Below are 16,889 nucleotides of genomic sequence, written 5' to 3' on the forward strand. Positions count from 1 at the left end.
CGTGACGGCCCGCCCGGCAACCGTCAGCTCCCGTTCGGCCTGGCTCGACGTACCCCGCCTCCAGGTGCGCCGGTTCGCCGCGATCGCCATGGCCGAGGCGCCCGAACTCGCCGACGAGATCCTGCGCGAGATCCGCCGCGAGTACCCCCATCTGCCCGTCGTCCTCGACGAGTCCGGCGAGCCGATGGCGCTCGTCGGCATCCGCCGCGCCATCGAGGTCTTCGTCCAGCACCTGGAGACCGCCGAGGGCCGCCCCACCGTCCCGCCCGGCGTCTTCCAGGAGTTCGGCCGCGGTGAGGGTATCGGCGGACGCAGCCTGGACTCGCTCCAGGCGATCTACCGCATGGGCGTACGGCTCGCCTGGCGCCGCTTCGCCGAGATCGGCCAGCGCGTCGAGATCCCGCCCCCCGCGATGTACGAACTCGTCGACGCCGGCTACGAGTACCTGGACGGCCTCGTCGACCAGTCGGTCCGCGGCTACGCGGAGGCGGCGGCCCGCCAGGCCGGCGAGCGCTTACGCCTCCAACGCGGCCTGATGGAACTGCTGTTGGCGGAACGCCCGCGCGGCGGCAACCCCGACGACCTGCTCACCGAGCGCGCCGCCCGGATCGGCTGGACGCTCCCCGAGAAGGTCGCCGTCGGCGTCCTGCTGCGCCCGGCGCGCGAAGCCATGGCACCCGCGGTCGGCCAGGGCGTCCTTCTCGACATGGAGTACGAGCAGCCCCGCATGGTCGTCCCCGAACCGGACTGCGCGGGGCGCCCCGAACTCCTCCACCGCGCCCTGACCGGCTGGGCCGGCGCCATCGGCCCGCCCGTCCCGCTCGCCGACGCGGCGAAGTCACTGCGCTGGGCGGAGGCGGCGGTGAGCCTCATGGAACGCCGACTGCTGCCGGCCGGCGAGGTCCTGTACTGCACCGAGCACACGGAGGCGCTGGTCCTCCTGCAACCCGAGGAACTCATCGACGACCTCGCCGTGCGCTGCCTGGCCCCTCTCGCCCACTGCGGCCCCACCCACGGCCGCCGCCTCGCCGAGACGTTGCTGGCCTGGCTGGAGACGCGCGGCGGCGCCCCGGAAGTGGCCACCCGCCTGGGCGTCCACCCCCAGACCGTCCGCTACCGCCTACGCCAGATCCGCGAACTCTGGGGCGCCGAGATCGACGACCCGGACCGCCGCTTCGAACTCGAACTGGTGCTGCGGGCGCAGAGGTTGAGGGGCGCGTTGGGGACAGCGGGTCGTTCCTAGTCGCGGCCCTTGAACTCCACCGGACCCGCGTTCATCTCGATCGTGCCGTCCGGGTGCAGGACCGGGCGGCGTTCCGTCATGCGGCCGCTGTACGCCTCGATGTGCTGGATCGCCGCGCCGTCCGCCGAGGTGAAGTCGACGAGGGCGATGGCCACCCAGTAGCGGGTCTTGGTGTTCTCGAAGAGCGGGACGGTGACGTTGGAGCCGCGGCCGTCGTCCACGACGACCTGCGCGCCGAAGCTCTTGAAGGAGCCGAAGCCGTTGCTGAGGGCCGAGTAGGCGCACAGCAGGACATAGCCCTGCTGGTCCGGACGGACGATCCGCACGGTCTCGCGGCCGGGGACCTTGGAGTCGCCGTCGAGCTGGATGTAGGGGGCCTGCTGGAGCGAGCCGAGGTTCTTGTAGTAGACGACGTCCGCCTTCGGGCCCTTGTCGCCCTTCTGCGGCATCTGCTTCGCGAGGCCGGTCTTCACGATCGTGCCGGGCGCCTCGGACCCGCCCCGCTGCGCCTTCGACGCGGGCACGAACAGGGCGTACAGATCGAGGTCGGCGCCCCGCCGGCGCCGCTGGTCGCTGCCGCCGTCCCACTCCAGGGAGACGGTGACCACCAGCTCGCGGTCCTTCTTGTCCAGGCTGATCGAGACCTGGCCGCCCTTGTCGAGGCTGACCTTGCCGAGCGGGGGTTTGACGAGGCTCGGGGGAACGGGGGCCGGGGCCGCCTGCGCAGGCATCCGAGGCACCTGGGGCACCTGAGGCGCCTCAGGCGTGGACGGTTCCGACACATCGATCCCGAAGTCCGTCGCGAGCCCCGCCAGCCCCTCCGCGTACCCCTGCCCGATGGCCCGCAGCTTCCAGCCCTCGCCCCGCCGGTACAGCTCGACCAGCAGGACGGCCCGCTCACCGTCGACGAGGGGCGGCTGCCGGAAGACGACGGGCTCGGTCCCGTCCTGCGCGGCCTGGACGGTGACGCCTCCCACTTCCCGGAACGTGCGACTCGTGTCGTCCGGATCGCAGCTCGCGACCAGCACCACCCGCGCCACGTCCGCGGGCAGCGCCCCCGGATCCACGGCGATCCGCTCGGGGGCGCCGGCGTCCGCGGCGAGGTGGCGGACCGCGCCGGACTCGACGGTGGGCTGGTTGTAGAAGACGAGGTCGGCATCGGACCTGACCCTGCCGTCCGCACCGACCAGCAGGGCGCTGAGGTCCACCGGGTCGCCCGCGGAGTGCAGTTCGACGGTCAGCGGCCCTGCCCCGACCCCGGTGTTCCCGCCCTTGAGAAGTTCAGGCACAGCTACTACCCCCGCCCCGTCGATGTGACGCCCCGTCGATGTGACGTCACCTTGTCACATCGGACCTGGAAGGCAAGGGGGTGCGCCGGGGGGCCGGCCCGTCCAGGTGGACCACCACGCTCGTGTAGAAGCGGTGCACGGCGTCGTCCACGCTGCGGATGAAGCCGGACTCGGCGTTGCCGCGGGTGCTGCCCATGCCCTTCAGGAGGGACAGCCGGAAACCGGTGATCTGCGTGCCGTTCTTGGGGAGCAGGTCCGCGGGTTCCGGGCGGAGCCTTTCCAGGGTGCCGCGCGGACCCTGGGCGTCACCCTCGACCAGGGACTCCACATGCAGATCCGCCGGTGCCTCGGCGAGGCGACGGACGAGCCGTTTGACCCAGCTCAGGGGGTAGCCCTGCTCGGGCGCCGGGATCTCGATGGACGTGCGCAGTCTGCCGGTCCGCAGATCGGCGCCGACGGTGAGCAGGCCGGGCGCCTCGTCGACGCGCAGCTGTGCCTGCAACCGCCCTTCCAGGCACAGCTGGTCGGCCAGCTGGATCCGGCGCGTGCCATGGTCGGTGCCGCGCCTGACGCGTTGCGCGGGCAGCACTTTCTGGCCCAGTTCGCCACCGAGCCTGAGGCACACCTGGCGGATGAGCCGCTCCCAGCTCTCGACGACTTCGAGGGCCCGTGGGTCGCCCTGGCAGAGCGTCTCGTCGTTGATGCCGTTGCGTACCGGCACCCAGGCGGAGCCCATGTTCTGGAAGCCGTGGCAACCGGAGTTCTCGTGCTGGAGATAGTGCAGCAGTTCCTGGAGCAGCCAGGTGCGCGCCGCGTTGCCGACCCCCTCGTGCCGGATCAACAGCTGTGCCTGATGGGCCACCTCGGCCCAGGACAGATGCCAGAGCGCCACCTGGTGCTTGCGCCGCCGGTCGATCCTGACGTCGACCAGCGGGGTGCCCTCCAGCGCGACGTCGTTCGACAGCGTGATCACGGCTTCGTAGCCGCGCCGGGCGGCGATGTCCATGTAGGCCTGCACCTGGTCGGCCTTGAGGGCGTTGCCGTTCGTCTTGGTCTCGACGAGCGCCGTCCACAACTTGCCGGCCCGCTCGATGCGGATCACTCCGTCGGGCCGCCGGGGTGTGTCGCCGTGCGGCAGGGAGACCTCGGTGAAGGTCTCCATTCGGCCGGACGGCGCGCCGAACGCGGCGGTGAGCCGTCGGCCGAACCGCGGTACCTGGGTCATCACCGACAACAGCACCGAGGTGGCACGCATCTCCCGGTCCCGGTCGCTCTTGAGCGCGGAGAGCGGAAAGAGCCTGGCCGGACGCCAGGAGTCGTTCTCCCCCAGGGACTTCTGCGGCGCGCTGGGCGGGGCCGCCCGCTTCTTGGCGGTGCGCGGCCGGGCGGCCGGTTTGCGCGGCCTGGCCTCGTCGGTGGCGCGGCGGGGAGCCGGTACGGCGTTGAGGGTCTCGGCCGGGTCCGGCTCGGGGGACGCGTCCGAGGGCGGGCCGGCCGGGTCACCGTTCCCGGTCGGCTCCGGCGTCGCCGCGGGCGCCGTAGCCCCCGCATCCCCGACGGTGGTCTCCGCCTCGTCGTTCTCCTCGCTGGTCTCCGCCTCGTCGTCGATGTCGACGCCGAAGTCCGTCGCGAGGCCCGCCAGCCCCGATGCGTAACCCTGTCCGACGGCTCGGAACTTCCACTCCCCTTCGCGGCGGTACAGCTCGCCGAAGATGATCGCGCTCACCTTGTCGGGGTCGCCGACGGCGAAGCGGAGGAGGTTCTCGCCCACCGCGTCGGACAGGGTCACCCGGAGGTCGTCGAGTTCCCCGAAGTGCGCGTCGCCGTAGCGGCTCGCGGCCACGACGACACGGTCGACCTCGGGCGGCACCACGGTCAGGTCGAAGCTGATCCGGTCCTCGTTGCCGTCCTCGGTGGGCGTCTTGTCGAGCAGGTGCACGCTTCCGTCGGCGGCCACCGGGTTGTTGTAGAAGTAGAAGTCCGCGTCGCTGCGGACCTTGCCGTTCGGGCCCAGGAGTAAGACGGACACATCGGCGTCGCCGTCACCCGCCGGACTGCTCCACCCCAGGCTGACGATCACCGAACCGGTGTTCTCACTCAGCGCCGACAGGGCGGCATTGGACCCCTTGGTCATTTCGCGCACGAGATTCCCCCCAGGAACCGCATCCCCCAAGACTCGCCACGCAATGTGACGTGTCACACACGGACACAGTAATACCGGCAGCTCGCACGCGTAGGACCATTGCCCGGGCAAACTGGAGTTGAGTAGCCTGTGTTCGTCATTCCGATCGGCTGTTGAAATTTCGAACGCAGCCTTACAGGCACCAAGGGAGGGGACCGGACGTGGGACGTCTCGTACCTGCCGTGACCCGGGCGCTCGACATCCTCGAGCTCTTCCTCGACGGGGACGGCACGCTCTCCGCCCCCGACATAGTGCGCAAGCTCCAGCTGCCGCGCACCACCGTGCATGAGCTGGTGACCACGCTCGCCGCGCGGTCGTACATCGTCCCGGTCCAGGGCCAGCCGGGACGCTACCGGCTCGGCGTACGTCCGTACCAGCTCGGCAGCCGCTACGCCGAGCAGCTCGACCTCGCCGCCGAGGGCCAGCAGGTCGCCCGCTCGGTCGCCGAGACCTGCGACGAGACCGTCCACGTGGCCATCCTGGAAGGCACCGACGTCATCTACATCGCGAAGGTCGACTCCACGCACGCGGTGCGCATGGTGTCCGCCGCCGGTCGCCGGCTGCCCGCCCACTGCACCTCCGTCGGCAAGATGCTGCTGGCCTCGCTGCCCGAGCCGGAGCTCAGCTCCCGTATCCCGGACGACGCCGGCCTGACCGCGATGACTCCGAACAGCATCACCGACCCGGCCGCTCTGCGCGAGGCCCTCGCCGAGATCCGTGACCGGGGTGTCGCCGTGGAGCGCCGCGAGTCCAACCCGGACGTCTCCTGCGTGGCCGCCCCGGTCCGCGACCGCACCGGCCGGGTCGTCGCCGCGCTGTCGATCTCGGTGCCGATGATCCGCTGGAGCGAGGACCGCCGCGAGGAGCTGGAGCAGCTCGCCGCCAAGGGCGCCGTCGAGCTGTCCGAGCGCCTGGGCCACCGGAGCGTGGGATGACCTCGAAGACGTACGACTACGAGGTCGCCGTCCGCGCCGAGGCGACCCTCGGCGAGGGCCCGACCTGGGACCCGGCGACCGGCCGGCTGCTCTGGCTGGACATCCTCGGCGCCCGCCTGCACAGCTACGACCCGGCGACGGGCCGCAGCTCGGTCCGCGTCACCGACCAGCACGTCGGCGCCGCGAAGCCACGCGCGGGCGGCGGCCTGGTGCTGAACCTCCGGGACGGCGTCGCCCTCCTCGACCCGGACGACACCTTCCACTGGCTCCACCACGAGCCGGTGCCGGGCCGCCGGGCCAACGACGCGGCGATCGCCCCCGACGGCTCCCTCTGGGCCGGCACCATGCGCTACGACGAGGCCCCCGGCGGCGGCACCCTGTCCCGCTTCACGGCCGACGGCACGGCGGAAACGGTCCTCGACGACGTCGCCGTCAGCAACGGCACCGGCTGGAGCCCCGACGGCCGCCTGATGTACTACATCGACTCCCCGACCCGCCGGGTCGACGTCTTCGACCACGAGGCGGGGAGGGTGTCCAACCGCCGCCCCCTCGCCGAGATCGAGGACGGCGCCGGCTTCCCCGACGGCCTCACGGTCGACGCGGACGGCTGCGTATGGGTGGCCCTGTGGGACGGGGGAGCGGTACGCCGCTACACGCCGTCGGGCGCCTTGGACCGCGTCGTCACCCTGCCGACGCCGAGGGTCACGGCGTGCGCGTTCGGCGGCCCGGACCTGACGGACCTGTACATCACGACGGCAAGGGTGGGGCTGGAGACGCCACATCCGGTGGCGGGCTCGCTACTGGTGGTACCGGGAGCAGGGAAGGGTTTGCCTCAACTTCCCTACGCCGGGTGAGTCGATGCCGTTAGGGGCGCGGGGCTGTATCGATTTGCGGCTACCGCCGCGTGGGCGCGACCAGCCCCCACCGCCCGCACCCGACCGACTACCGAACCCCCGCCACCTTCAACTCCTCAGCAGTCAAAGGCGGCTCACCGAGCGTCGGTTTCAACGGCCCCACCAACGCCGCCAACAGAACCGACGGCGCCAACAACACCTCCGCCCGCCGCTCAAGGGACGTCACGTCAGTGACCCGGCGAGCGATCCGCCCATTCCCCGTGGCCGCGTACATCAGCCGATCCACGTACGCGGCCACGAGCCGGTCCCGCCCCGTGGGCCCACTCTCCGTGGCCCCGGGATAGAACACGTCCTGCCCGGTGGCGAGATCCCACGCCGCCCCCACCGGCCGGGCCACCGCCTTCTGCACCCGACGGGACACCCCCGGCGCCCCCCACCCGTACCGCCGTACGACATCCCGAAGGATCACCGCGCTCTGCGCCCCCACGGCCAGACCGTGCCCGTAGACGGGGTTGTAGGCGGCCAGCGCGTCACCGAGGACGGTGAAGTTGTCCGGCCACGCCCGCATCCGCTCGTAGAAGTAGCGCCGGTTGACGGTCGTCCGAGTGAACGCCACGTCCGACAACGGCTCGGCGCGCTCGAGGAGTTGACCGATGAGGGGATGCCGCAACGACTCACGGGCGAAGCGGACGAAGTCGTCACCGGAGGCGTTCGCGGAGGTGGGTTCGCCGCCGCGCGTGCCGTTGAGGGTGACGATCCAGCGGCCGTTCTCGATCGGCAGCAGGAAGCCCGCGCGGCCGGGACCCTCGGCGCGGGCGTCGGACTGGACGTTGACGACGGGGAAGCCGTCACGGGCCTGTTCGGGGGCCAGGTACAGCCGGCTCGCGTAGGCGAGGCCGGAGTCGACCTCGCGCTGTTCCGGCGCCGGCAGCCCCAGCCCGGTGAGCCAGCCCGGCGCTCCCGAACCCCGCCCGCTCGCGTCGACCACCAGCCCGGCGTCGATCGTCCGCTCCCGGCCGTCACGTTCCCGCACCCGGACCCCGGTGACCGCCTCGGCGTCACCGACGAGCCCCAACACCTCCGTGCCGTCGAGGAGTTCGACGTGCGGGGACGCGAGGACCCGGGTCCGGAGCGTCGCGTCGAGGAGATCGCGGCCGGCGAGGATGACGTGGTGGGACTCCGGCCAGCGACGGAACCAGCCGTGGGCCGACAGGACGACCATGTCCGTGGTGACCGGCGCCCGGCGGGCCCCGGCGGCGCGGAGTTCGCCAGTGACGCCGGGCAGGAGCTCCTCCAGCGCGTGCACACCGCCCGACCACAGCATGTGGGCGTGCCGGGCCTGCGGCAGTCCCTTGCGGGGCGCGGGCCCGGCGGGCAGTTCGTCGCGCTCCACGACGACGACCCGTTCGGCGAGCTGGGCGAGCGCGGCGGCGGCGAGCATGCCGGTGTGGGATCCCCCCAGGACTACGGCGGTTCTGGCGGGGGACGGAGCTTCAATCATGCGTGGACATGCTCTCTGCCGGGACGGCCGCGCGGGCGCGCACCGCCTTGATCTCCTCGGGCTTGCGCAGGGCCTGGGACACGGCCTGGATCTCCTGCAGCAGGTAAGTGGTGTCGGGGGCGCTGGTCCCGCCGCCGTCGGGGGAGCGCCGCTCGGCCTCCACCGCGTCCAGGATCGTCACGGCGGCGGCCAGGGCCTGCGCGGGGCCGGGTGCGTGGCCGAGGGCGCGTGCGGCGTCGTAGGACCGGGTGCGCAGGTCCTCGTCGAGGCGGCGGGCGAGTTGGAGGAGGGTGTCACGGATGAACGTCTCGCGGCGGATGAGCCGCATCTCGGGGGTCGCCCGCAGACCGAGGGGTTCGCGGCCGCCTGCGACGGTCCGCATGAGGCGGGCCAGCGGGGCCAGGCCGCGATGGCGGCGGCGGACCAGCCAGCGCTCCTGGAGGTACTGGCCGGCGTGCGGCACGATGAAGCCGACCGCGACGAAGGTGGCGGCGATACAGGCGGCCGACGGCGCCACGTTGGTGTTGAGCCAGTCCAGGTCGTGGCCGGTCCAACGGGCCACCACGGCGCTGAGTTTGGCCGCGCTGAAGAGCAGGTTGGTCGCGAAGCCGACGCCGAGGAAGCGCAGTCCCCAGCGCAGCCAGGCGTCGAGGCCGTCGGTGCGGATCCAGTTCCACACCAGCCGGGACGTGATCAGGCTGGCCACGGTGTGCGCGCTCAGATAGAGGAGGATCAGCTCCCGCATGAAGGGCGTGGAGGCGTAGTACGTGTCCAGGTCCCGGATCTGTTCCACGGGGACGTCGGCGAGCGCGAACAGGATCCACAGCGCGGCGACGACGGCCGCGTAGAGGGCGACCACCCAGCGGGTCGCGCGGCGTGTCTGGGCGTGGCGTTCGGTACGGCCGTTGCGCCAGTGCACGACCAGCAGCAGCCAGGACGCGCACAGCGCGGTGAGCAGCGAGTAGACCCAGGGCGCGGCGATGTTCGGGACGCCGGTGACACGGTTGGTCCAGGCGATGGTGGAGGGGGCGGCGAAGACGAACACCGCGCAGGCGAACAGCAGCAGCCCGCCGACGGCCCGCAGCAGCGGGTCCCGCCACAGCTTGAGGATGCTGGGCAGTTTGATCGCCAGGGCCGCGGTCAGCACGGCGGTGGGCAGCCAGAAGGAGACGTACATCCCGCTGAGGAGGTTTCCCGCGGCGAGCGTCCCGAAGGCGTCGCTCACCTCGCGGTGCCCCGGCGGCCGCGGTAGCCCAGCGACCGCTCCAGCGGTTCGAGGTGCTGCCGGCCGCCGTGGCCCGACAGACAGGGCCGGAAGACGGCCGCGAGGCGGTGTCCGAAGTCGTCGGCCTCGGCCTCGTCCGTCTGCCGGGAGCCGTCACGGGCGGCGACGGTCAGGGCGTCCTTCCAGTCGGGTTCGCCGGCCAGCGCGCGTGCGGCGGCCGAGCCCACGCCGTGCCGGTGCCCGGCGTGCAGATGCCACAACTCATGTCCGAGGATGACCAGTTGCTGGACCGCCTCGGCCCGTTCCTCGACGATGATCAGATCGAAGTCCTGGAACTCGACGCACAGGCCGGTCACCTCGATCTCGTCGGGGAACCGCTCGAACCGCAGCTCCACGGGCCGTCCGCCGCGGCGCCCGCTCATCGCCTCGCACAGCGCCCGGCACACCTCGTGCGCCCCGGTCGGGGGCCGCGGCGCGGCCCGTACGGCGGCGGCGAGCTCGCCCGCCAGATCGCGCATCGCGGAACCGTTTCTCGCCCGTCGCAGTGCCGCGGCGATCCGCCCCGAACTCCTGCGCGCGCCCGCGATGTCCATCGATCCCCCTTCTCACCACCGCACGGCAGTTCGTCCGAGAGTACGCGGCGGGAAGTGTCCGCGTCACCGGGTTCCGGGGACCGTTCGTACAACTGAGAACCATCGTCCCCGTTCTGAGAATCCTGTCCGGACCATTGACTAGCAAGCGCTTCCTATCTACGGTCCCGTTCGAAGTTACGGGCGCCTTTCGAAATACCGAACAACTGACACGTTTCTCTGAACTCGGAAAGTAAGGGCAGGCAATGGGACGACCTGACCTGAATCGCAGGCAACTGCTCACCGCGGCGGGTGGACTCGCCGTCGCCGGCAGCTTCGGCTTCGCGGCGCTCGGGACGGGGGCCGACGCACTGGCCTCCGGTGCGGACACCCGCGTACGGTACTGGAACCTCTTCAGCGGTGGCGACGGCGCCAACATGATCACGATGCTGGACGCCTTCCGCAAGGAACACCCCGACATCGCGGTGAAGGACTCCACCCTCCAGTGGGGCAACCCCTTCTACACCAAGCTCGCCATGGCCGCCGCGGGCAACCGCGCCCCCGAACTGGGCGTGATGCACATGGGCCGGGTCACCGGCTTCTCGCCGGGCCGCCTCCTGGACCCCTGGGACGTGGACCTGCTCGCCAAATACGGCGTACGGGAGCAGGACTTCAACCCCGCGCTGTGGAAGCGCGGCGTCATCGACGGCAAGCTCTACGCCCTGCCGCTCGACATCCACGTCCAGCTCTGCTTCTACCGCAAGGACGTGCTGAAGAAGGCCGGCCTGCTCGGCGACGACGGCCGCATGATCCCGGTGGGCTCCACCACCGAGTGGTTCGACGTGCTGAAGAAGGCCAAGGCGGTCCAGAAGAAGGGCCTTCAGACCATCGGCCTGTGGACCAACGACCAGAACTTCCAGTGGTGGTTCTTCGTCGCCTTCTACACCCAGCTCGGCGGCGAGTGGTTCAACGCCGAGAACACCGAGGTGCTCTTCGACCCCGACAAGGCCACCCAGGTCCTGGAGTTCCTCCGGCAGCACGTCACCGACGGCTATGTCATCCCCGGCGCCCCCACCGGCGAACAGTTCATCAACGGCGCCCCCTTCACCTGGGAGGGCAACTGGTCCGTCCCGGTCTTCTCCGGCGCCAAGCTCGACTACGGCGCCACCCCGCTGCCGCCCGTCTTCGGCAAACAGGCCACCCACGCCGAGTCGCACGCCTTCGTCCTGCCCCACCAGGCCGGCCGCGGTGGCGCCACCAACGACGGCGCCCACCAACTCGCCGCCTACGTCGTCCAGCACGCCCAGCAGTGGGCGGCCGGCGGTCACATCCCCGCGTACACGCCGACCCTCTCCACGGCCGCGTACCAGAAGCTCACCCCGCAGAACGAGTACGTCAGCGCCATGGACCACCAGGCCACCGAGCCCAAGGTGTGGTTCGCGGGCTCCACCGGCGTCCTCGCCCAGGACCTCGGCCCGGTCGTCGTCTCCTCGACGATGGGCTCCGCCAAGCCCGACAAGGTCGCCCAGACCATGAAGAGCCATCTCACCAAGCTCCTCGCGTCCAAGAACCCGATGGACGGCAGGACCGCCGCGCAGGGAGGTGCGGTCGCATGACGACCAGTGCTCAGACCGTCGCCGTACCGGCCCGCGCGAAGACCGCGACCGCCGTCGCGACCGTCCGCCGCAAGCAGGGCTTCCAGCACGGCGGCTGGTTCATCGCCCCGTTCCTGGCCCTCTTCGCCCTGTTCGTGGTCTGGCCGCTGCTGCGCGGCGTCTGGCTCAGCTTCACCGACGCCAACATCTCCGGCGAGGGCGCGAACTTCGTCGGCCTCGACAACTACCGCGAGGCCCTGAACGACCAGGCGATGTGGGACGCGCTCGGCCACAGCGCCTACTTCACGCTGCTCGTCGTCCCCTGCATCACGCTCCTCGCGTTCCTCCTCGCGATGCTGGCCCACCACATCGAGCGCGGCAAATGGCTTTGGCGCCTGTGCTTCTTCGCGCCCTTCCTCCTGCCGTCCACCGTCGCCGCCAACATGTGGCAGTGGCTGTTCACCCAGGGCATCGGCCTGTTCAACGAGACCTTCGGCCTCGACACTCCCTGGCTGACCGACAAGTCGTACGCCATGCTCGCCATCGTCATCACCACCCTGTGGTGGACGGTCGGCTTCAGCTTCCTGCTCTACCTCGCCGCCCTCCAGGGCATCCCCGGCCACCTCTACGAGGCCGCCAAGATCGACGGCGCCAACGCCTGGCACCGCATGGTCCACATCACCCTGCCGATGCTGCGCAACATCACCGGCCTGGTGATCGCGCTCCAGATCCTCGCCTCGCTCCAGCTCTTCGACCAGGCCGTGGTGATGATGGACTTCGGCCCCGGACCCGAGCTCTCCACCCGCTCCTTCGTCCAGTACACCCTCGAACAGGGCTTCACCAGCTACCGCGTGGGCTACGCCTCCGCGATGTCCATCATCTTCTTCGTGATCATCGCCGCCGTCGCCCTGGGCCGGATGGCGCTGCTGCGCACCCGTGAGGAGGGCACCCGATGAGCACCACCCAGGTACGGCTCAAGACCCGCAAGCCCTGGACGCCGAGCCAGATCGTCCTCACCCTGATCGGCGCGGCCGTCTCCGTCGTCTTCGTGGCCCCGATCGCCGCCGCCCTGTTCACCTCCCTCAAGTCCGAGGCGGAGGCCGCCGAGATCCCGCCGCACTGGCTGCCGAAGGTGTGGACGGTCCAGGCGTGGAAGTCCCTGTGGGAGACCGGCAACGTCAGCAACTGGTTCGTCAACTCGCTGGTCGTCTCGGTGTGCGTGACGACCATCGTGCTGATCGTGAGCGCGCTGGCCGGATACGGCTTCGCTCGCACGGAGTTCAGGGGCAAGTCGCTGCTCATGGGGGTGGTGATGTCGGGCCTGATGGTCTCCCCGGCGGTCCTCGGTGTGCCCCTCTTCACCACCGTCCAGCAGATGGGGATGGTCGACACCTACTGGGGCATGATCCTTCCCCAGTGCGCGCCCGCCGCGATGGTCTACATCCTCTACAAGTTCTTCCAGGGCATCCCGCGCGAACTCGAAGAGGCCGCCTTCATCGACGGCGCCGGCCGCTGGCGGGTCTTCTTCACCATCGTCGTCCCCCTGGCCCGCCCTTCCCTGGCGGCGGTCGGCATCTTCACCTTCATCGCCTCCTGGAACAACTTCCTGTGGCCGTACATGGTGACCAACAACCCCGACCTGATGACCATGCCGAACGGCATCGCGACCGTCATGAACTCCTACGGCATCCAGTGGGCCCAGCTCATGGCCGGCGGCCTGATGGCGGGCCTGCCCCTGATCGTCGTCTTCGTCTTCTTCCAGCGGCAGATCGTGGCGGGCGTCGCCCACACGGGATTGGCGGGACAGTGACCCTGCGCAGAACCCTGACGGCGGTGGCCGCGGCCACGCTCCTCGCTCTCCTCCCCAACACGGCGCAGGCGGCTGCCAGTTACCCCGACCCCCGCCCCATCACCGGCCAGCAGATCATCCACGACCCGTCGGTCATGCATCTCAAGTCCGGCGGCTACGTCGCCTACTCGACCGGCGGCATCATCGGCGCCCGCCTGTCGAAGGACGGCAAGCAGTGGGACGACGCGGGCAACGCTTTCGCCGAGCCGCCGAGTTGGTGGTACGAGTACAACAACACCGGCGACCCGTGGGCCCCCGACATCTCCTACCGCGCGGGCAGGTACTGGCTCTACTACGCCGTCTCGTCCTGGGGCACCAACCACTCCGCGATCGGCGTCGCCACGTCCGACTCCGGCCTCCCCGGCACCTGGACCGACCACGGCAAGGTCTTCTCCTCCGAGACCACCGACTCCTGGAACGCCATCGACCCGGGCGTCATCAAGGCCGACGGCAAGCTGTGGATGGCGTTCGGCTCGTACTGGACGGGCATCCGCATGGTCGAGCTGAACCCGGTGACGGGTAAGGCGATCGAAGGAGCGACGGTCGACCACCTCGCCACCCGCCCCGACCTCCCCTACGCCGTCGAGGGCCCGTACATCGTCAAGCACGGCCGCTACTACTACCTCTTCGCCTCCTACGACGCCTGCTGCGCCGGCGTGAACTCCACCTACAAGATCAAGGTGGGCCGCGCCACGGACGTGGAGGGCCCGTACGTCGACAGCACGGGCAAGCCGATGCTGGAGGGAGGCGGCGATCTGGTCCTGGAGGGTCACGGGAGATACGTCGGCACGGGCGGCCAGTCGGTCTTCAAGGACAAGGGCCAGGACTGGCTGGCGTACCACTACTACGACGCAGAGGACAGTGGCACACCCAAGCTGGGGCTGAACAAGCTGAGCTGGACAAAGAACGGCTGGCCAGTAGTCCTTTAGGGGCGCGGGGAACTGCGCGACCAGCCCCCACGCACCCGCAGCCAAATCACAACCTCGAAAGGCAAGCATGAGCACCGCCCGCTTCACCCTCGACCCCGCCTTCAAGGTCGGCGAGGTCAACCCCCGTCTCTTCGGCTCCTTCGTCGAGCACCTCGGCCGCTGCGTCTACACCGGCATCTTCGAACCCGGCCATCCCACCGCGGACGCGCACGGCATCCGCCAGGACGTCCTCGACCTCGTCCGCGAACTCGGCGTCACCGCCATCCGCTACCCCGGCGGCAACTTCGTGTCGGGCTACAAGTGGGAGGACAGCGTCGGCCCGCAGGCGGAGCGCCCGCGCCGCCTCGACCTCGCCTGGCGCTCCACCGAGACCAACCAGTTCGGCCTCTCCGAGTACATCGCCTTCCTGAAGAAGGTCGGCCCCCAGGCCGAGCCGATGATGGCCATCAACCTCGGCACGCGCGGTGTCGCCGAGGCCCTCGAACTCCAGGAGTACGCCAACCACCCCGCCGGCACCGCCCTCGCAGAGCTGCGCGCGGCGCACGGCGACAAGGAGCCCTTCGGCATCAAGCTCTGGTGCCTCGGCAACGAGATGGACGGTCCCTGGCAGACCGGCCACAAGACGGCGACGGAGTACGGCCGCGTCGCCGCCGAGACGGCCCGCGCGATGCGCCAGATCGACCCGAACGTCGAACTCGTCGCCTGCGGATCCTCCAGCCAGTCCATGCCGACGTTCGCCGAGTGGGAGGCGACGGTCCTCCAGGAGACGTACGACCTCGTCGACTACATCTCCCTGCACGCCTACTACCAGCCCGAGAACGGCGACATCGACTCCTTCCTGGCCTCGGCCGTCGACATGGAGTCGTTCATCGAGAACGTGGTCGCGACCGCCGACCACATCGGCGCGAAGCTCAAGTCCAAGAAGAAGATCAACCTCTCCTTCGACGAGTGGAACGTCTGGTACATCTCGGACTGGCACGAGATCGAGAACTCCGACACGCGGGACTGGGCGGAAGCCCCCCGTCTGCTGGAGGACAACTACAGCGTCACCGACGCCGTCGTCTTCGGCTCCCTCCTCATCGCCCTGCTCCGGCACGCCGACCGTGTCACCGTCGCCTGCCTCGCGCAGCTCGTCAACGTGATCGCCCCGATCATGACCGAGCCGGGCGGCCCGGCGTGGCGGCAGACGACGTTCTTCCCGTTCGCGCAGGCCGCGCAGTACGGCCGCGGCGAGGTCCTCGACGTACGGGTCGACTCCCCGACGTACGAGACGAAGAAGTACGGCGAGACCGACCTGCTGCACGCCACCGCCGTGCGCGCGGAGGACGGCTCGGTCACCGTCTTCGCCGTCAACCGCAGCCGGACGGAGGCGCTGCCCCTCGAAGTCGCCCTGAGCGGTCTGAACCTGACGACCCTCGTCGAGCACAGCGCCCTCGCCGACGCTGACCCGGACGCCCGCAACACCCTCGCCGAGCCGGAGCGGGTCGCACCGCACGCGGTCGAGGACACCGCCCTCACGGACGGCACCCTGACCGCCGTACTCGAACCGCTGTCGTGGAACGTGATCCGCCTGGCCTAGCGGGCTATCGCTCGATGTACACCTGCGCGGGCGGGTACGGGGACGAAGGTGTCATGCCGACGGCCCAGTACCCGCCCGCGCCGGGTACGGCCGCAAGTGCGTTCACCAGGACGGCCGTTGAGGATACGGGTCCGCGTTCGCTCACCCAACTCCCCGCCTCCCAGCGGAGGTGGTGGGAGCGGGTCTGGTCCCAGAAGTCCCAGCCCGCGATGCGGTCCGGGCCGCCGAGCCCGTCATCGACGATCCCGGTCAGCATGCCGACCGTGAACGGGGTCGGGGCGTAGCTCCACGCGCCGCCGTCCCAGTGCCGGAGGGTGACGCCCGGGGGCTTGCCGGGCGGGCCGCCCACGCCGTAGTCGAAGCCGGTGAGCCAGATGTCGTCGTCGGCGACCGGGAGCAGCCCGGTGACAGCGGGGCGCAGGCCCGCCGGTGTGGGCAGTTCGGTCCACTCCTCGTGGTCCCAGCGGGCGATGAGCGCGCTGTCGTACACCCATACGTCCCCGGAGCGCGTCACCCGCAGGCCCGCCGGGGTGGCCGTGCTGCCGCTCGGCGGGCGGGGCAGCCACAGCCAGCCGTCCGTGTCGCCGCGCAGCAGCACACAGCCGTCGCTGTTGCGGCCCGACAGCCATACGCGGTCGTCGGCGTCGAGTGCGACCGAGGTGAGTACCGTCCCGGAGGCCGTCCGCCCGGCGAAGTCGGCCTCCTGCCAGGTCGTGCCGTCCCAGCGGAGGAGACGGGCGACACCGGCCGCGTCGGTGCCGACGGCCCACGCGGCGCCGTACGACCCGGCGACGGACCGCAGACAGCCGCCGTTGAAGCCGAGGTGGCTGAGGTCGAGGCGGGTCCAGGTCCGGCCGTCCCACACCAGGGCGAGCGGCTTGCCGCGGGTGGAGCCGTTGCGGCCCTCCTCGCCGACGGCCCAGGCGAGATCGGGGCCGGCCGCCGCAACTCCCAGAAGCTGGGCGGCGGTTGCGCAGGCGGGGGCGGGGACCGACTGCCAGTCGTGTGGGCCGGCGGCCCTGGGGGCGGCGGCGGCCGTGGTGGCGCCGCTGCTCTCCGGGGCGAGACCCATGGCCGCCCCCGCCCCGAGTAACCCGCTGATGAATCGCCGTCTTCGCACGAGGTTCTCCCTCCTCAGA

The 16,889-nt window shown here is 70.7% G+C and carries 14 protein-coding genes; 8 read left to right on the plus strand and 6 right to left on the minus strand.

The window, feature by feature from the left end; translation table 11 throughout:
* Nucleotide 1 precedes the first annotated feature (1 nt).
* Complete coding sequence (locus tag OG885_RS30875; RefSeq protein ID WP_405737555.1) at nucleotides 2-1,243, plus strand: helix-turn-helix domain-containing protein; 1,242 nt, start codon at nucleotides 2-4, stop codon at nucleotides 1,241-1,243.
* Here the strand turns inward: OG885_RS30875 and OG885_RS30880 are convergent.
* Together OG885_RS30880 and OG885_RS30885 are read right to left on the minus strand one after the other, a co-directional pair.
* On the minus strand, nucleotides 1,240-2,532 hold the full coding sequence (locus OG885_RS30880; protein WP_405737556.1) for a TerD family protein: 1,293 nt from the start codon (nucleotides 2,530-2,532) through the stop codon (nucleotides 1,240-1,242). The two genes, OG885_RS30875 and OG885_RS30880, sit on opposite strands and share 4 nt — an antisense overlap.
* A 46-nt stretch (nucleotides 2,533-2,578) precedes the next feature.
* On the minus strand, nucleotides 2,579-4,666 hold the full coding sequence (locus OG885_RS30885) for a TerD family protein (RefSeq protein WP_405737557.1): 2,088 nt from the start codon (nucleotides 4,664-4,666) through the stop codon (nucleotides 2,579-2,581).
* Nucleotides 4,667-4,875: 209 nt separating this feature from the next.
* On the opposite strand from OG885_RS30885, the gene OG885_RS30890 reads away from it, so the two are divergent.
* Together OG885_RS30890 and OG885_RS30895 are read left to right on the plus strand one after the other, a co-directional pair.
* The gene (locus OG885_RS30890; RefSeq protein ID WP_405737558.1) at nucleotides 4,876-5,649 is read left to right on the plus strand and encodes an IclR family transcriptional regulator; all 774 of its coding nucleotides are present in this window, start codon (nucleotides 4,876-4,878) and stop codon (nucleotides 5,647-5,649) included.
* Entirely contained in the window at nucleotides 5,646-6,503 is an 858-nt protein-coding gene (locus OG885_RS30895) for an SMP-30/gluconolactonase/LRE family protein (protein ID WP_405737559.1), read from the plus strand. Before OG885_RS30890 ends, OG885_RS30895 begins: the two co-directional genes overlap by 4 nt.
* An 88-nt stretch (nucleotides 6,504-6,591) precedes the next feature.
* Here the strand turns inward: OG885_RS30895 and OG885_RS30900 are convergent, their stop codons facing one another.
* The 3 genes from OG885_RS30900 to OG885_RS30910 are packed head-to-tail and all read right to left on the minus strand — an operon-like array spanning nucleotide 6,592 to nucleotide 9,822.
* On the minus strand, nucleotides 6,592-8,004 hold the full coding sequence (locus OG885_RS30900) for an FAD-dependent oxidoreductase (RefSeq protein ID WP_405737560.1): 1,413 nt from the start codon (nucleotides 8,002-8,004) through the stop codon (nucleotides 6,592-6,594).
* A complete protein-coding gene (locus OG885_RS30905) occupies nucleotides 7,997-9,181 on the minus strand; it encodes an MAB_1171c family putative transporter (protein ID WP_405742945.1) in 1,185 nt (394 codons plus the stop codon). The genes OG885_RS30900 and OG885_RS30905 overlap by 8 nt, the downstream gene beginning before the upstream one ends.
* A 44-nt stretch (nucleotides 9,182-9,225) precedes the next feature.
* A complete protein-coding gene (locus tag OG885_RS30910) occupies nucleotides 9,226-9,822 on the minus strand; it encodes a toxin-antitoxin system, toxin component family protein (RefSeq protein WP_405737561.1) in 597 nt (198 codons plus the stop codon).
* Between the two features lie 242 nt (nucleotides 9,823-10,064).
* Between OG885_RS30910 and OG885_RS30915 the strand changes: the two genes are divergently transcribed.
* The 5 genes from OG885_RS30915 to OG885_RS30935 all read left to right on the plus strand — a co-directional run bounded on the left by OG885_RS30915 (nucleotide 10,065) and on the right by OG885_RS30935 (nucleotide 15,750).
* Nucleotides 10,065-11,414 (plus strand): extracellular solute-binding protein, encoded by a 1,350-nt coding sequence (locus OG885_RS30915; RefSeq protein WP_405737562.1) that lies wholly within the window; start codon nucleotides 10,065-10,067, stop codon nucleotides 11,412-11,414.
* Nucleotides 11,411-12,349, plus strand: coding sequence for a carbohydrate ABC transporter permease (locus OG885_RS30920; RefSeq protein WP_405737563.1), 939 nt, complete (start codon nucleotides 11,411-11,413; stop codon nucleotides 12,347-12,349). Before OG885_RS30915 ends, OG885_RS30920 begins: the two co-directional genes overlap by 4 nt.
* Nucleotides 12,346-13,203, plus strand: a complete 858-nt coding sequence (locus OG885_RS30925) for a carbohydrate ABC transporter permease (protein WP_405737564.1) — start codon at nucleotides 12,346-12,348, stop codon at nucleotides 13,201-13,203. Before OG885_RS30920 ends, OG885_RS30925 begins: the two co-directional genes overlap by 4 nt.
* Nucleotides 13,200-14,171 carry an arabinan endo-1,5-alpha-L-arabinosidase gene (locus OG885_RS30930; RefSeq protein ID WP_405737565.1) on the plus strand — a complete coding sequence of 324 codons (972 nt, stop codon included), beginning with the start codon at nucleotides 13,200-13,202 and terminating at the stop codon, nucleotides 14,169-14,171. The genes OG885_RS30925 and OG885_RS30930 overlap by 4 nt, the downstream gene beginning before the upstream one ends.
* 67 nt (nucleotides 14,172-14,238) lie before the next feature.
* Nucleotides 14,239-15,750: an alpha-N-arabinofuranosidase gene (locus tag OG885_RS30935; protein WP_405737566.1), complete on the plus strand. Its 1,512-nt coding sequence runs from the start codon at nucleotides 14,239-14,241 to the stop codon at nucleotides 15,748-15,750.
* 4 nt (nucleotides 15,751-15,754) lie between these two features.
* On the opposite strand, the gene OG885_RS30940 is transcribed toward OG885_RS30935, so the two are convergent.
* On the minus strand, nucleotides 15,755-16,870 hold the full coding sequence (locus OG885_RS30940) for a hypothetical protein (RefSeq protein WP_405737567.1): 1,116 nt from the start codon (nucleotides 16,868-16,870) through the stop codon (nucleotides 15,755-15,757).
* Between the last annotated feature and the right edge of the window lie 19 nt (nucleotides 16,871-16,889).

The sequence above is a fragment of the Streptomyces sp. NBC_00028 genome (genome assembly GCF_045041065.1).
Classification (GTDB): domain Bacteria; phylum Actinomycetota; class Actinomycetes; order Streptomycetales; family Streptomycetaceae; genus Streptomyces.

Coding starts and splice junctions, on each gene's coding strand:
- OG885_RS30885 (WP_405737557.1), bottom strand. CDS start 4,666: ATGACCAAGGGGTCCAATGCCGCCCTGTCGGCGCTGAGTGAGAACACC.
- OG885_RS30895 (WP_405737559.1), top strand. CDS start 5,646: ATGACCTCGAAGACGTACGACTACGAGGTCGCCGTCCGCGCCGAGGCG.
- OG885_RS30900 (WP_405737560.1), bottom strand. CDS start 8,004: ATGATTGAAGCTCCGTCCCCCGCCAGAACCGCCGTAGTCCTGGGGGGA.
- OG885_RS30905 (WP_405742945.1), bottom strand. CDS start 9,181: ATGTACGTCTCCTTCTGGCTGCCCACCGCCGTGCTGACCGCGGCCCTG.
- OG885_RS30910 (WP_405737561.1), bottom strand. CDS start 9,822: ATGGACATCGCGGGCGCGCGCAGGAGTTCGGGGCGGATCGCCGCGGCA.
- OG885_RS30915 (WP_405737562.1), top strand. CDS start 10,065: ATGGGACGACCTGACCTGAATCGCAGGCAACTGCTCACCGCGGCGGGT.
- OG885_RS30920 (WP_405737563.1), top strand. CDS start 11,411: ATGACGACCAGTGCTCAGACCGTCGCCGTACCGGCCCGCGCGAAGACC.
- OG885_RS30925 (WP_405737564.1), top strand. CDS start 12,346: ATGAGCACCACCCAGGTACGGCTCAAGACCCGCAAGCCCTGGACGCCG.
- OG885_RS30935 (WP_405737566.1), top strand. CDS start 14,239: ATGAGCACCGCCCGCTTCACCCTCGACCCCGCCTTCAAGGTCGGCGAG.